The sequence below is a fragment of the Rhodococcus sp. DN22 genome (assembly GCF_036669995.1).
GTDB classification, from domain to species: domain Bacteria; phylum Actinomycetota; class Actinomycetes; order Mycobacteriales; family Mycobacteriaceae; genus Rhodococcus_F; species Rhodococcus_F erythropolis.
This window is the reverse complement of sequence record NZ_CP133326.1, coordinates 2,050,227-2,062,583: the sequence shown is the minus strand read 5'-3', so window position 1 is coordinate 2,062,583 and position 12,357 is coordinate 2,050,227. Positions and strand designations below refer to the sequence as shown.

Sequence of the window (12,357 nt, the reverse complement as noted above, 5' to 3'; positions counted from 1 at the left end):
CGCAACTCGAACTCTTCGCCCGGAAAGCCCCGAAAGCCCCCGGAAAGCCGAATGGCCCACTCCCCCAAGGGGAAGCGGGCCATTCGGTGATACTCGATCAGCTCGAGGATTCGATCAGGCTTACTTGGCCTTTTCGAGGACCTCGACCAGACGCCAGTGCTTCGTCGCGGACAGCGGACGGGTTTCCATCAGCTGAACGCGGTCGCCGACGCCGGCAACGCCGTTCTCGTCGTGCGCCTTCACCTTGGTCGTACGGCGGATGATCTTGCCGTAGAGCTTGTGCTTGACGCGGTCTTCGAGCTCGACCACGATCGTCTTTTCCATCTTGTCGGACACGACGTATCCGACACGGACCTTACGGCTCGCGCGCTCTTCTGTGCTCACTGCTTTTTCCTCACTCATGCCGCGTCACCTGCATCCGGACCCACAGCGAGTCCGAGCTCACGCTCACGCAGGACGGTGTAGATGCGCGCGATCTCGTGACGAACGGTGCGCAGTCGTCGGTTGTTGTCCATCTGGCCGGTAGCCATCTGGAAACGAAGGTTGAAAAGCTCTTCCTTCGACTCACGGAGCCGGGTGACCAGCTCGTCTTCACTGAGCTCGCGGAGCTCTGCTGCTGGGGTTCCAGTAGCCATCAGAACTGCTCCTCTCTGGTCACGATCCGGCACTTGCACGGGAGCTTGTGCATCGCGCGGCGCAGGGCCTCACGAGCAATCTCCTCGTTGGGGTATGTCATCTCGAACAGAACGCGTCCGGGCTTGACGTTGGCAATCCACCACTCGGGCGAACCCTTACCGGAACCCATTCGGGTTTCGGCCGGCTTCTTCGTGAGGGGGCGATCCGGGAAGATGTTGATCCAGATCTTGCCGCCACGCTTGATGTGCCGAGTCATGGCGATACGAGCGGACTCGATCTGCCGGTTGGTGATGTAGGCAGGCTCGAGAGCCTGGATGCCGTAGTCACCGAAGGTCACCTGGGTACCGCCCTTGGCGGCACCCGAACGGCTCGGGTGGTGCTGCTTGCGGTGCTTGACCCGCCGTGGGATCAACATGCGTCAGCCCTCCTGATTCTGTTCAGTTGCGGGAGCATCGGCGGTTGCGGTCGCTGCGCGGCCGGCCTCGGTGCTGGTCGCAGTGGTACCGGTGGCACCGGAACGACGCGGACGGCTCGGACGCTCACGACGCGGGCGATCCCCGGCCGGTGCGGCCGTGTTGGCGGCGAGCTCACGCTTGCCACCGACGATGTCGCCCTTGTAGATCCAGACCTTGACGCCGATGCGACCGAAGGTGGTCTTGGCCTCGTAGAGGCCGTAGTCGATGTCCGCACGAAGCGTGTGCAGCGGCACACGGCCTTCGCGGTAGAACTCCGACCGGGACATCTCGGCGCCGCCGAGACGACCGGAGCACTGAACGCGGATTCCCTTGACGTTGGGCTGACGCATGGCCGACTGGATGGCCTTGCGCATTGCACGACGGAAGGCAACGCGGTTCGAGAGCTGCTCGGCCACACCCTGTGCGACGAGCTGTGCTTCAGCTTCTGCGTTCTTGACCTCGAGGATGTTCAGCTGAACCTGCTTGCCGGTCAGCTTCTCGAGCTCGGAGCGGATGCGATCGGCTTCGGCGCCGCGGCGGCCGATGACGATGCCCGGACGTGCAGTGTGGATGTCCACGCGAACACGGTCACGGGTGCGCTCGATTTCGACCTTCGCGATTCCTGCGCGCTCCATGCCGGTGGCGAGGAGCTTACGGATCGCGACGTCTTCCTTGACGTACTCCGCGTACTGCTTGTCTGCGTACCAGCGAGACTTCCAGTCGGTGGTGATGCCGAGACGGAAGCCGTGCGGGTTGATTTTCTGGCCCACTACTGAGCACTTCCCTTCCGGCGATTACGGGTCGATGTTCCGGTCTTCGGCAGGCTCTCCACGATCACGGTGATGTGACTGGTGCGCTTGCGAATACGGAACGCACGTCCCTGTGCACGCGGCTGGAACCGCTTGAGGGTCGCGCCCTCGTCCACGAACGCCGTAGCAACGACAAGCGTGCTGGGGTCGAGGTCGAGGTTGTTCTCGGCGTTGGCTGCTGCGGAGGCGATCACCTTGGCGACCGGCTCGCTCGCTGCCTGCGGCGCGAACTTCAGGATGTTCAGGGCGTCTTCAACCGAGCGCCCGCGGACCAGGTCCACAACTCGACGTGCCTTCATCGGCGTAACGCGAACGTGCTTCGCTACAGCCTTGGCAGTCGGGTTGGCGGTTTCGGTGTTGCTCATCGCCTCTTCGCCTTCCGATCATCCTTGATGTGACCCTTGAACGTGCGGGTCGGTGCAAACTCTCCGAGCTTGTGTCCGACCATGGAGTCGGAAACGAACACGGGGACGTGCTTGCGGCCGTCGTGAACTGCAAACGTGTGGCCGATGAAGTCCGGGATGATTGTCGAACGACGGGACCAGGTCTTGATGACCTGCTTGGTTCCCTTTTCGTTCTGTACATCCACCTTCGCGAGGAGGTGGTCATCGACGAACGGGCCCTTCTTAAGGCTGCGTGGCATCCTTCACTCCCTCCTAGCGCTTGTTCTTGCCGGTGCGGCGGCGACGGACGATCATCTTGTCGCTTGCCTTGTTCTTGCGGGTACGGCCTTCAGGCTTACCCCACGGGCTGACCGGGTGGCGTCCACCTGAGGTCTTGCCCTCGCCGCCACCGTGCGGGTGGTCGACCGGGTTCATCACGACACCACGAACGGTCGGGCGCTTGCCCTTCCAACGCATACGGCCGGCCTTGCCCCAGTTGATGTTCGACTGCTCGGCGTTGCCGACCTCGCCGACGGATGCGCGGCAGCGCACGTCGACGCGACGGATTTCACCGGAAGGCATACGCAGCGTGGCGTAGCTGCCTTCCTTACCGAGGAGCTGGATGCTGGCGCCTGCGGAACGAGCCATCTTGGCTCCGCCGCCGGGACGCAGTTCCACACCGTGGATGGTGGTACCAGTCGGGATGTTGCGCAGCGGCAGGTTGTTGCCCGGCTTGATGTCGGCGCCTGCACCGGACTCGACCGGTGAACCCTGCACCAGGCCCTTGGGGGCGATGATGTAGCGCTTCTCACCGTCTGCGTAATGCAGGAGTGCGATGTTTGCTGTGCGGTTGGGGTCGTACTCGATGTGAGCGACCTTTGCCGGGATGCCGTCCTTGTCGTTGCGACGGAAATCGATCAGTCGGTATGCACGCTTGTGTCCGCCACCCTTGTGACGGGTGGTGATACGACCGTGTGCGTTACGTCCACCGCGACCGTGCAGCGGGCGAACCAGCGACTTCTCGGGGGTTGACCGAGTGATCTCGGCGAAGTCCGAGACGCTCGAGCCACGACGGCCCGGTGTTGTCGGCTTGTACTTACGGATTGCCATGAGTCTTCTCGTCCTCTATGTCTCGTCAAGTCCCGGCGCTTACGCGACCGGTCCTCCGAAGATCTCGATGGGCTTGCTGTCAGCGGACAGGGTCACGAGCGCGCGCTTGGTGTCCTTGCGCTTGCCGTAACCGAATCGGGTCCGCTTACGCTTGCCCTGACGGTTGGCGGTGTTGACGCTGGTCACCTTGACGCCGAAGACCTTCTCGACGGCAATCTTGATCTGCGTCTTGTTCGAGTCCGGGTGCACCAGGAAGGTGTAGGTGCCTTCCTCGATCAGTCCGTAGGACTTCTCGGAGATGACCGGAGCGAGCAGGATGTCGCGGGGGTCAGCGATGGTGCTCACTTGGCGTCCTCCTTGTTCTGAGCGCTCTCTGCGGGCCCGTGGATGAACGCGTTGAGTGCCTCGACGCTGAACACGACATCGTCTGCATTGAGCACGTCGTAGGTGTTGAGCTGGTCGGGTGCAATGGGATGCACGCCTTCCAGGTTCTGCACGCTCTTCCAAGCGGCTACATCCTGGCGACCCACGACGAGCAGCAGCTTCTTGCGATCCGAAATCTCGCCGAGGAACGCGATTGCGCCCTTGGTCGAAGGCGTCTGCCCTGCAACCAGTTCGGTGATGACGTGGATGCGCTCGTTGCGTGCGCGGTCAGAGAGGGCTCCGCGAAGAGCGGCTGCCTTCATCTTCTTGGGGGTGCGCTGGCTGTAGTCACGCGGCTGCGGGCCGTGAACGGTTCCGCCGCCGACGAACTGCGGTGCGCGAGTCGAGCCCTGGCGTGCGCGGCCGGTGCCCTTCTGGCGGTACGGCTTCTTGCCACCGCCGCGGACGTCGCCGCGGGTCTTGGTGGAGTGGGTTCCCTGACGAGCAGCTGCGAGCTGCGCGACGACAACCTGATGGAGAAGCGCGATGTTGGCCGGAGCGTCGAAGATCTCAGCGGGGAGATCGACGGTGCCGTTGGTCTTGCCGCCGGCGACCTTGACGTCCAGGGTCAACTTGGTCTCGGTGCTGGTCATGCCCGTGCACCACCCTTCACTGCACTCTTGACGATCACGAGGCCGCCCTTGCGGCCGGGGATCGCACCCTTGATCAGCAGCAGGCCGTTCTCGGCATCCACCTTGTGGACCGAGAGGTTCTGCGTCGTGATGCGGTCGCTACCCATGCGTCCGGACATGCGCATGCCCTTGAACACGCGGCCGGGGGTTGCACAGCCACCGATGGAGCCCGGGCGGCGGTGAACAGCCTGGGTACCGTGCGACGCGCCCTGTCCCTTGAAGCCGTGACGCTTCATGGTTCCGGCGAAGCCCTTGCCCTTGCTGGTTCCGGTGACGTCGACGTATGCGCCGTCCTCGAAGACCTCGGCGGTGAGCTCCTGGCCGACCTCGTAGTCGGAGGTGTCCGCAACGCGGAGCTCCACTACGTGGCGACGCGGGGTCACACCAGCCTTGGTGAACTGGCCGGAAGTCGGCTTGTTCACCTTGCGCGGGTCGATGGCGCCGAACGCGAGCTGAACGGCGCTGTAGCCATCACGCTCTTCGGTACGGATCTGGGTTACGACGTTCGGCCCAGCCTTCACGACGGTGACCGGGACAACCCGGTTGTTCTCGTCGAAGACCTGGGTCATGCCGAGCTTGGTGCCCAGGATTCCCTTGATCTTGGTATCAGTCATTGTTTTTGTCTCCGCCGTCACTGAATGTTCACGTCGACACTGGCCGGAAGGTCGATGCGCATGAGCGCGTCAACCGTCTTCGGCGTCGGGTCGAGAATGTCGATCAGCCGCTTGTGAGTACGCATCTCGAAGTGCTCGCGCGAGTCCTTGTACTTGTGCGGCGAGCGGATGACGCAATATACGTTCTTCTCGGTCGGCAACGGCACAGGTCCAACGACGCGGGCACCCGTACGGGTTACCGTCTCGACGATCTTGCGCGCTGACGCGTCGATCGCCTCGTGGTCGTAGGCCTTGAGCCTGATGCGGATCTTTTGTCCCGCCACGCTTAGTGTCCTTTTCTTGCCGCGTTTCGTAGCCCGCCTGGTCAGGCTCGAGCTACCTCGTCTGCACAGTCCTTGCCTGGACGATGACACGACGAACACTGAAGCGATCGGGACCAAGTCCGAAAGTTCGGAAGACCGTGTTAGCGGTAAACCGAGCATCGGATCAGATCAGGATCTGCTGCCGCTGTTCGTTTGTCATTGTTCTCCGGTACACGCGGTCGGGCGTGTCGCCTTCTCACTCATCCTGCGCCGGACAATCTTTCGATCATCTGGCGCGTGATGCGTACCGGACGTGTTCGATGTCGAACACAAAGTAGGTACTGCTTCCGTCCTGCATTACTTCTCGTCTTGCATGTCTTGCATGGTCACAGTCGTTGACCCGATTACCCTGCCGGGATCTGCGATCGATCGTCTGTGACGTCTTACCCTTACCCGATCACGGCCGCAAACGACCGCGTCCCGGACAAGGCAACCCGACCAGTATGCCGTACCTGGCCCGATTCCTCAACTCCCCCGAACCAGCCTTTCCGAGTGAGCTGCGCGACAACAACCTTACTCAGAAGTAAGATAGTCCGATGACTACTTCCAGCCCCACCTATCGCGGATGGCAGAAATTGCCGGACAACGCCCTCGGACATGCGGTTTTCTCGGCGGCGATGTCCATTCGCGTGCCCTACTTCGCCTCCGTTCTCCCCCGGGTGACCAAGTTGGAACCGGGCCTGTGCGAGGTCCGCTCCCCCAAATGGTGGGGCGTCCACAACCATCTCGGCACTTTTCACGCGATCGCAGCATGCAATCTCGCGGAGGTCGCAATGGGCATGCTGAGCGAAGCGACGGTTCCGAACTCGCACCGCTGGATCCCCAAGTCCATGAAGGTCGACTACCTCGCCAAGGCCGAGACCGGCCTGCGGGCGGTCGCCCGACTCGAGACTTTGCCGGACTTCGCGGCGATCGAGAGTGGCACGGAACTTCTCGTTCCCATCTCGATCTTCGACCGGGGCGGCAAGGAAGTAGTCCACGCCGAAATCACCACCTGGGTCTCCCCCAAGTAGGCACTCACGAACCCGCCTGCATCGCAACCTGATTCGCCCGCCAAACAGGTTTCGCAGAATTAGGCACCACCGCAGGTTTCGGCGAATGACGATCGTGGAACACCTCCCCGAACGGCGATGGTCGGTCGGGGTGCCGGTGTCCGGAGGTGGGTTGCGTTCCGGGCACCACATTGTCGACCTCGCGTCACGCCGAGCACCGGGAGGCCTCGTGGAAGAGTTCTTGACCACAACGAGTTCCGAAGCAGGCACGCAGACCTCGTCGTATCCGGACGAGGCCGAGGGATTGGACAGCTTCCGGCGCGACCTCGACGCCATCGACGCTCTACTTCTCGAGACGGTGCGGCAGCGGCTGGAACTCTGCCTACGCATCGGCGAGTGGAAGCGCTCCCGCGAGGTTCCGATGATGCAACCCGGCCGCGTCCGCCTCGTGCAGGAGCGGGCGCGTGAATTCGCCCGTAGACACGACCTCTCCCCCGACTTCTTCAATGCCCTGTACGAACTGATGATTGCCGAGACCTGTCGACTCGAAGACCTGGTGATCAACGCACCTGTTGAGGAGGAGGACACTGTTCGGGAATCCGTCGGACCGAGATCAGGATCATCGACATGAGTTCCCGCACCCTTCTGGTGGACAATTACGACTCGTTCACCTACAACCTGTTCACCCTGTTGACCGAGGTCAACGGGGTTGTGCCGACCGTGGTCCGCAACGACGCGGATTGGGATTCCCTCGATCTCGCGTCGTACGACAACGTGGTCATCTCCCCAGGTCCCGGCCGGCCGGATCGCGACCGTGATTTCGGAATCAGCCGCCGTTTCATCGAAGAAGCGCCTCTCCCACTTCTCGGTGTCTGTCTCGGCCACCAGGGCCTGTGCGAGTTGTTCGGCGCGGACGTGGTCGTTGCGCCCGTACCGATGCACGGCCGAATTTCGCTGATCGATCACGACGGCTCGGGCATCTTTGCCGGACTTCCGTCGCCGTTCCGAGCTGTTCGCTACCACTCGTTGACCGTCGAGAATCTGCCGAACGCCTTCGTTCGTGCCGCGTGGACGTCCGACGGACTGCTCATGGGTGTCCGGCACCGGACCAAGCCGATGTGGGGCGTTCAGTTCCATCCGGAGTCCATCAGTACCGAGTTCGGCATAGATTTGCTCGCGAACTTCCGCGATCTGTCCGTCGGACGCACTCTGGATTCGGTGATCCGACCCGAACCTGCTCCGCAAACACCCGACCTGCGGCCGGCGATCAACTACGACGTCGACGACGTGATTCTCGATTTTGCAGTGGACCCGTCGGCGGCCTATGCAGCACTGTTCGCCGACGGCCCGAACGCGTTCTGGCTGGACCGCGCGGCAACCGCAGAGCCGAGTGCGCGCTTTTCGATTCTCGGCGATTCGTCGGGGCCGCTGGCCGAGTTCATCACGTACGACGTGCAAGCCGAGGTACTGACTGTCAGCCGAAAAGGCTTGTCCGACGAGCACATTCGAGTTCCTTTCTTCGATTACTTGGACGCACAACTCTCGACACGCTTCGTGCCCTCGCATCCGGAACTCGACTTCAACCTCGGCTACGTGGGCTACCTCGGCTACGAACTGAAAGCACAGACCGGAGGAAGGGCAGTCCATCCGGCACCCACTCCTGATGCCGCTCTGGTGTTTGCCGATCGCGCCGTCGTCATCGATCACACCGCGGGCCGCACTCACGTTTTGAGATTGCGCGAGAAAGTCCGGGACGCCGGCTATGACGATTGGCTCGAATCGACCGTCGACACCTTGGCGCGGATCGGCGCGGACCTTCCGGAACGCACCCCGGTTCCGCTGATCAGCGACACCGTCTGGACGCAGGCTCGCCTTCGGCATGATCGCGATCAGTACCTGTCGTTGATCGGAACGGCCCTCTCGGAGATCCGGGCAGGTGAGTCCTACGAGGTGTGTCTGACCAACATGGCGAGCGTCGACGAGACGATCGATGCACAGCAGGCGTTCGAGTATCTGCGCTCGATCAATCCGACGCCGTACAGCGCACTTCTCGACTTCACCGGTATCTCGGTGGTCTCGGCCTCGCCTGAGCGGTTCCTTCGTGTCGACTCGGCCGGCAACGTCGAGTCCAAGCCGATCAAAGGGACCCGCCCGCGCGGCGTCACCCGAGCGCGTGATGCTGCCCTACGGCAGGACCTGCTCGACAGCGAGAAGGACCGCGCCGAGAACCTGATGATCGTGGACCTCACCCGCAACGACCTCACCAAGGTCTGCGTTCCGGGAAGTGTCCACGTTCCGAGGCTGTTCGCGATCGAGTCGTACTCGTCCGTTCACCAAATGGTGTCGACGGTGCGCGGACATCTGAGTCCGGGGTCGTCGGCGGTGGACTGTGTGCGTGCCGCGTTCCCCGGTGGATCGATGACCGGCGCCCCGAAGGTACGGACGATGGAGATCATCGACCGTCTCGAATCCGGCCCACGTGGGGTCTACTCGGGATCGATCGGGTACTTCGCGCTTGGTGGCGCCGCGGACCTCTCGATCGTGATCCGGTCGCTGGTCTGCACCGAGAGCGGCGTGACCTTCGGAATCGGCGGTGCCATCACAGCGTTGTCCGATCCGGAAGAAGAATTCGACGAGACCACAGTCAAGGCGTCCACGCTGCTCCGTGCGCTCGATGCGGTGTCCTCGCGGGTCCTCGAGTACGGCGGGTAGATCCAGCCATGACGGCGGCATCAGGCACCGCGACGGTTGTCGGCGGCCTGGGTGCCGTCGGATCCATGTTCGTCGAACTGCTTCGCGCCGGGGGGTCGACGGTCACCGTCGTCGACCCAACAGGCAGCGATCCTGACGGAGATGTAGTCGTCGGAGACATCACGAAACCCAGTGACCGGGTCCTCGCACACGTGGAGTCCTCGAGCGTCATCGTGCTCGCGGTTCCCGAACAGGTCGCTCTAGCCGCACTACCGAGCCTTCGAACATCCGGTGCTCTCGTTGTGGACACACTGTCGGTCAAATCGCGGATGGACGCAGCAATCGCCGACGCCGGCCGAGAAGGGGAGTTCCTCGGACTCAACCCCATGTTCCGTCCGTCGCTCGGACCGCGCGGTCGGGCCGTCATCGCAGTGCCGTACGTCGACGGTCCGCAGTCCGCCAGATTCCTCGACGTCGTGCGCTCGTGGGGAGCGTCGGTCGCGGTGATGGACGCCGATCGTCACGACCGGTTGGCCGCGGCTACCCAGGTTCTGACACACGCGTCGGTGCTGGCTTTCGGCGTTGCCCTGGCCGAACTCGGAGTTTCTGCGGACGAACTCCTCGCGGTCGCCCCTCCCCCGCATCGGACCTTGCTCGCGCTCCTGGCGCGGATAGCCGGCGGCGAACCGGAGGTGTACTGGGACGTACAAGCGGGCAATCCGCATGCAGGTGCGACACGAAAAGCACTGTTCGATGCCACCTCACAGGTGGACACGGCGGCCGAGACGCTCGGCGACTTCACGACGCTGATGAAAACCGCCGAGGCAGCGCTCGACGATCACTCCGGCGAATTGAACGCGGAGTGCCAGAGCTTGTTCGATCGCATTGCCGAAGGGCACAGAGAGTAGGGAACGATGAGACCTGGAGTGAGTCCGCCCAGCCTCCCGGAGTACGACGCCTCGGATCCGGTCGAGAGTGCAATCGTCAGTCGGCTTGCGAGCAATTGGGCGCGCCGGGCAACCGTGAAGAAGGCGGAGCCGGAACTGGACGATCTCTTCGATTCGTCGTTGTCCGACTACCCCGAAGCACTTCTCCCGTTCGCGGAGCATCCGACCTACCTGGCATTGAGTCCCGAGCAGAAGCAACGCCTGCAAGCCTGGGCATGGATCGCGTTCAACAAGAACGTCATGGACATCGAGAAGTACGTCGTCAATCCCGGCTTCGACGTTCTCGCCGAAGACCGACTCGGCGTCGGACTCGGAGATTGGGCTGCAGTGGCCGTCAATCAGGCGATGGTCGACGAGCAATATCACACGCTCATGCACTTCAATGCCAGTTCAGCGACCCGTCGAGGCAGGGGCTGGGCGCTTCCGTCGAAGGCACTGCCAGACGTCCTGACGGTCCGCACGCGGGCGCAAGCCCTCGACGCAGCCGAGGGGCCTCGCAAGATCGCCCTGACACAGTTGGCGTTCATGACCGTCGCCGAGGTGTCGATCACCGCATACCTCGACCTGATCTCGGACGATCCGGGCGTGCAGTCGATCAACCGCGCGACGATTCGGTTGCACGCTCGCGACGAGTACTGCCATGCCTCGATTGCCGGGGAACTGGCCGTGTCGGTCTGGGATTCCCTGGATCGTGGAGATCGCAGCTATCTATTGGAAGGCTTCGAGGGCGCCATGCGCGCTTTCAGTGGAACCGACTTCGGCGCTTGGCGAGCAATCATGGAGATCGAAGCCATACCCCGAGGGCAGAAGATGCTCGACGACGTCGAATCGGGACGGCGCAACGAGCAGTTCGTGCAGGACTACAGTGGAATATCGTCCTTGCTCCATAAGTTGCAAGTTACGTCAGAAGTATCAATCGCTGGAGAAAAATACCTTCCCAGTTAATCCTGTGCAATAAATGAGAATTTCCCCAACAAACCCGATCCAGTAATATTCCGCAATTATCGGGCACTCCCGATTATTCAGCTAGACAAGAGCTTGAGCAAATAAATACGGACGGATCACTCAAGAAAAGACGGGAAGATCCCGCGCACGCTGCCTCCGACCCAGAAACCGGGAAGAGAGTTGTCCGGAATTCTTGTCATACATTCGATAAAGAGGCCACAAGATTGCATGCAGGACACTGTCCGCTGCAATCAAGAATGTTAACTTCCAATTCGACACACCATGATGCTCGAGGGTTTTCTTTGATGCTCGATTATATCGCGCATACACTCGCGGCGAACTAACTCCACGTCTACCCGAAACTTTTGCGGCCATGCTCGAGATCTGCCCCACAGTGCAACGAACATGCGCCATGCAGAGGGATAGATCGATATCCTCGTGAATGTCGGTTCGATCGCTGACCGCACCCCTGACGGCCAACCAAGCCGACTGACGCATCGCCATGTTGCTGCCTGGAACTGCAACAACGGGCCGAACCGCGCCCTGGACCCCGCGGCCGAGTCGCCAATTCGTCCATCGGCGCTGAAGGCCGGCGATCGGAGATTCATAAAGATAAGTCAGGCCAGTTACGCCCGAGAAATCGTCGCGACATTCGAAGAATTCGTGAACTGCAGCTGCCCAGCCTTCCCCCACGATCGTATCTGCGTCGATACGTCCGATAATTTCGCCACTAGCTGCGTCAAACCCTTTGTTTCTCGCATGCACCACACCGGGGCGGGATTCGTTGAGAAGCCGAACCTTGGGACAACCACTTTGATACTTCTTGATCAACTCGGAAGTGTTGTCCGAGGAATTATTGTCAACGACGATGATTTCGTCGACATACTCACCTTGAGCAATGAGCGCTTCGATGCACGTTTCGATGTATTCAGATTCATTAAAAGCCGGAACAACCACCGACAACGTCGCGTTCGCCATTTCCCAACGGTATCGCGAATCTCTCCACAAGACATTGAGCAACGGACCCAGGGAACCAACCGGAAGGAATCGGAGGACTTTCGTCACCGGTCAAATCAAAGACCTTCGGTCCGTGCAACTGAATACCCACCTGCGTAGATGCGCTAAGAATCCATTTGGTCATTCGTTCAATTAGAGGAGATCTTTACGTTACAAAGAGTATTTGTGATTCTTGCCACAAGGTGAAATCGAAGGTGAGAGTTGCTGGCAGGAGCCACATACCCCCTCTCACGCGTCCGATTGCCCGAGTGTCGGTTTGACCCTCCGGTAACATCTGAGCGGAGATCACGGATAGAAGACAGAAGGCATCTGTGCGCCCGTCGGGAGCGCGTGCCCGTTCC

17 protein-coding genes are annotated in these 12,357 nt (G+C 61.6%); 5 read left to right on the top strand and 12 right to left on the bottom strand.

Annotated features, from left to right (window positions below):
* Window positions 1-120: 120 nt before the first annotated feature.
* Genes rpsQ through rpsJ form a run of 11 tightly spaced genes read right to left on the bottom strand, consistent with a single transcriptional unit; the run spans window position 121 to window position 5,385 of the window.
* Window positions 121-402 (bottom strand): 30S ribosomal protein S17, encoded by a 282-nt coding sequence (gene rpsQ / locus RA302_RS09335; RefSeq protein ID WP_003941020.1) that lies wholly within the window; start codon window positions 400-402, stop codon window positions 121-123.
* Window positions 399-635 (bottom strand): 50S ribosomal protein L29, encoded by a 237-nt coding sequence (rpmC, locus tag RA302_RS09330; RefSeq protein ID WP_003940734.1) that lies wholly within the window; start codon window positions 633-635, stop codon window positions 399-401. The genes rpsQ and rpmC overlap by 4 nt, the downstream gene beginning before the upstream one ends.
* On the bottom strand, window positions 635-1,051 hold the full coding sequence (rplP, locus tag RA302_RS09325; RefSeq protein ID WP_003940899.1) for a 50S ribosomal protein L16: 417 nt from the start codon (window positions 1,049-1,051) through the stop codon (window positions 635-637). Before rplP ends, rpmC begins: the two co-directional genes overlap by 1 nt.
* A gap of 3 nt (window positions 1,052-1,054) precedes the next feature.
* Window positions 1,055-1,861: a 30S ribosomal protein S3 gene (gene rpsC, locus RA302_RS09320; protein WP_003941003.1), complete on the bottom strand. Its 807-nt coding sequence runs from the start codon at window positions 1,859-1,861 to the stop codon at window positions 1,055-1,057.
* The gene (rplV, locus tag RA302_RS09315) at window positions 1,861-2,265 is read right to left on the bottom strand and encodes a 50S ribosomal protein L22 (protein ID WP_003940717.1); all 405 of its coding nucleotides are present in this window, start codon (window positions 2,263-2,265) and stop codon (window positions 1,861-1,863) included. The genes rpsC and rplV overlap by 1 nt, the downstream gene beginning before the upstream one ends.
* Window positions 2,262-2,543, bottom strand: coding sequence for a 30S ribosomal protein S19 (gene rpsS / locus RA302_RS09310; RefSeq protein ID WP_003940820.1), 282 nt, complete (start codon window positions 2,541-2,543; stop codon window positions 2,262-2,264). Before rpsS ends, rplV begins: the two co-directional genes overlap by 4 nt.
* 13 nt (window positions 2,544-2,556) lie before the next feature.
* Window positions 2,557-3,393, bottom strand: coding sequence for a 50S ribosomal protein L2 (gene rplB, locus RA302_RS09305; RefSeq protein WP_003940895.1), 837 nt, complete (start codon window positions 3,391-3,393; stop codon window positions 2,557-2,559).
* Between the two features lie 39 nt (window positions 3,394-3,432).
* The gene (rplW, locus tag RA302_RS09300) at window positions 3,433-3,738 is read right to left on the bottom strand and encodes a 50S ribosomal protein L23 (protein ID WP_003940990.1); all 306 of its coding nucleotides are present in this window, start codon (window positions 3,736-3,738) and stop codon (window positions 3,433-3,435) included.
* Window positions 3,735-4,409 (bottom strand): 50S ribosomal protein L4, encoded by a 675-nt coding sequence (rplD, locus tag RA302_RS09295; protein WP_003940723.1) that lies wholly within the window; start codon window positions 4,407-4,409, stop codon window positions 3,735-3,737. The genes rplW and rplD overlap by 4 nt, the downstream gene beginning before the upstream one ends.
* Entirely contained in the window at window positions 4,406-5,062 is a 657-nt protein-coding gene (rplC, locus tag RA302_RS09290; protein ID WP_003940826.1) for a 50S ribosomal protein L3, read from the bottom strand. Before rplC ends, rplD begins: the two co-directional genes overlap by 4 nt.
* Before the next feature lie 17 nt (window positions 5,063-5,079).
* Entirely contained in the window at window positions 5,080-5,385 is a 306-nt protein-coding gene (gene rpsJ / locus RA302_RS09285; protein ID WP_003938093.1) for a 30S ribosomal protein S10, read from the bottom strand.
* Window positions 5,386-5,960: 575 nt separating this feature from the next.
* Between rpsJ and RA302_RS09280 the strand changes: the two genes are divergently transcribed.
* The 5 genes from RA302_RS09280 (at window position 5,961) to RA302_RS09260 (ending at window position 10,999) form a co-directional block, all read left to right on the top strand.
* Complete coding sequence (locus tag RA302_RS09280) at window positions 5,961-6,437, top strand: hotdog fold domain-containing protein (protein ID WP_003940943.1); 477 nt, start codon at window positions 5,961-5,963, stop codon at window positions 6,435-6,437.
* 85 nt (window positions 6,438-6,522) lie between these two features.
* Entirely contained in the window at window positions 6,523-7,047 is a 525-nt protein-coding gene (locus RA302_RS09275) for a chorismate mutase family protein (protein WP_019747551.1), read from the top strand.
* Window positions 7,044-9,128 (top strand): aminodeoxychorismate synthase component I, encoded by a 2,085-nt coding sequence (gene pabB / locus RA302_RS09270; RefSeq protein WP_338480300.1) that lies wholly within the window; start codon window positions 7,044-7,046, stop codon window positions 9,126-9,128. The genes RA302_RS09275 and pabB overlap by 4 nt, the downstream gene beginning before the upstream one ends.
* A gap of 8 nt (window positions 9,129-9,136) precedes the next feature.
* Window positions 9,137-10,015 (top strand): prephenate dehydrogenase dimerization domain-containing protein, encoded by an 879-nt coding sequence (locus RA302_RS09265; protein WP_338480299.1) that lies wholly within the window; start codon window positions 9,137-9,139, stop codon window positions 10,013-10,015.
* A 6-nt stretch (window positions 10,016-10,021) separates the two neighbouring features.
* Entirely contained in the window at window positions 10,022-10,999 is a 978-nt protein-coding gene (locus tag RA302_RS09260; RefSeq protein ID WP_020969038.1) for a diiron oxygenase, read from the top strand.
* A gap of 120 nt (window positions 11,000-11,119) precedes the next feature.
* Here the strand turns inward: RA302_RS09260 and RA302_RS09255 are convergent, their stop codons facing one another.
* Window positions 11,120-11,977, bottom strand: a complete 858-nt coding sequence (locus tag RA302_RS09255) for a glycosyltransferase family 2 protein (RefSeq protein ID WP_020969037.1) — start codon at window positions 11,975-11,977, stop codon at window positions 11,120-11,122.
* Window positions 11,978-12,357: the final 380 nt, after the last annotated feature.

Coding starts and splice junctions, on each gene's coding strand:
- rpsQ (WP_003941020.1), bottom strand. CDS start 402: ATGAGTGAGGAAAAAGCAGTGAGCACAGAAGAGCGCGCGAGCCGTAAG.
- rpmC (WP_003940734.1), bottom strand. CDS start 635: ATGGCTACTGGAACCCCAGCAGCAGAGCTCCGCGAGCTCAGTGAAGAC.
- rplP (WP_003940899.1), bottom strand. CDS start 1,051: ATGTTGATCCCACGGCGGGTCAAGCACCGCAAGCAGCACCACCCGAGC.
- rplV (WP_003940717.1), bottom strand. CDS start 2,265: ATGAGCAACACCGAAACCGCCAACCCGACTGCCAAGGCTGTAGCGAAG.
- rpsS (WP_003940820.1), bottom strand. CDS start 2,543: ATGCCACGCAGCCTTAAGAAGGGCCCGTTCGTCGATGACCACCTCCTC.
- rplB (WP_003940895.1), bottom strand. CDS start 3,393: ATGGCAATCCGTAAGTACAAGCCGACAACACCGGGCCGTCGTGGCTCG.
- rplD (WP_003940723.1), bottom strand. CDS start 4,409: ATGACCAGCACCGAGACCAAGTTGACCCTGGACGTCAAGGTCGCCGGC.
- rplC (WP_003940826.1), bottom strand. CDS start 5,062: ATGACTGATACCAAGATCAAGGGAATCCTGGGCACCAAGCTCGGCATG.
- RA302_RS09280 (WP_003940943.1), top strand. CDS start 5,961: ATGACTACTTCCAGCCCCACCTATCGCGGATGGCAGAAATTGCCGGAC.
- RA302_RS09275 (WP_019747551.1), top strand. CDS start 6,523: ATGACGATCGTGGAACACCTCCCCGAACGGCGATGGTCGGTCGGGGTG.
- pabB (WP_338480300.1), top strand. CDS start 7,044: ATGAGTTCCCGCACCCTTCTGGTGGACAATTACGACTCGTTCACCTAC.
- RA302_RS09265 (WP_338480299.1), top strand. CDS start 9,137: ATGACGGCGGCATCAGGCACCGCGACGGTTGTCGGCGGCCTGGGTGCC.
- RA302_RS09260 (WP_020969038.1), top strand. CDS start 10,022: ATGAGACCTGGAGTGAGTCCGCCCAGCCTCCCGGAGTACGACGCCTCG.
- RA302_RS09255 (WP_020969037.1), bottom strand. CDS start 11,977: ATGGCGAACGCGACGTTGTCGGTGGTTGTTCCGGCTTTTAATGAATCT.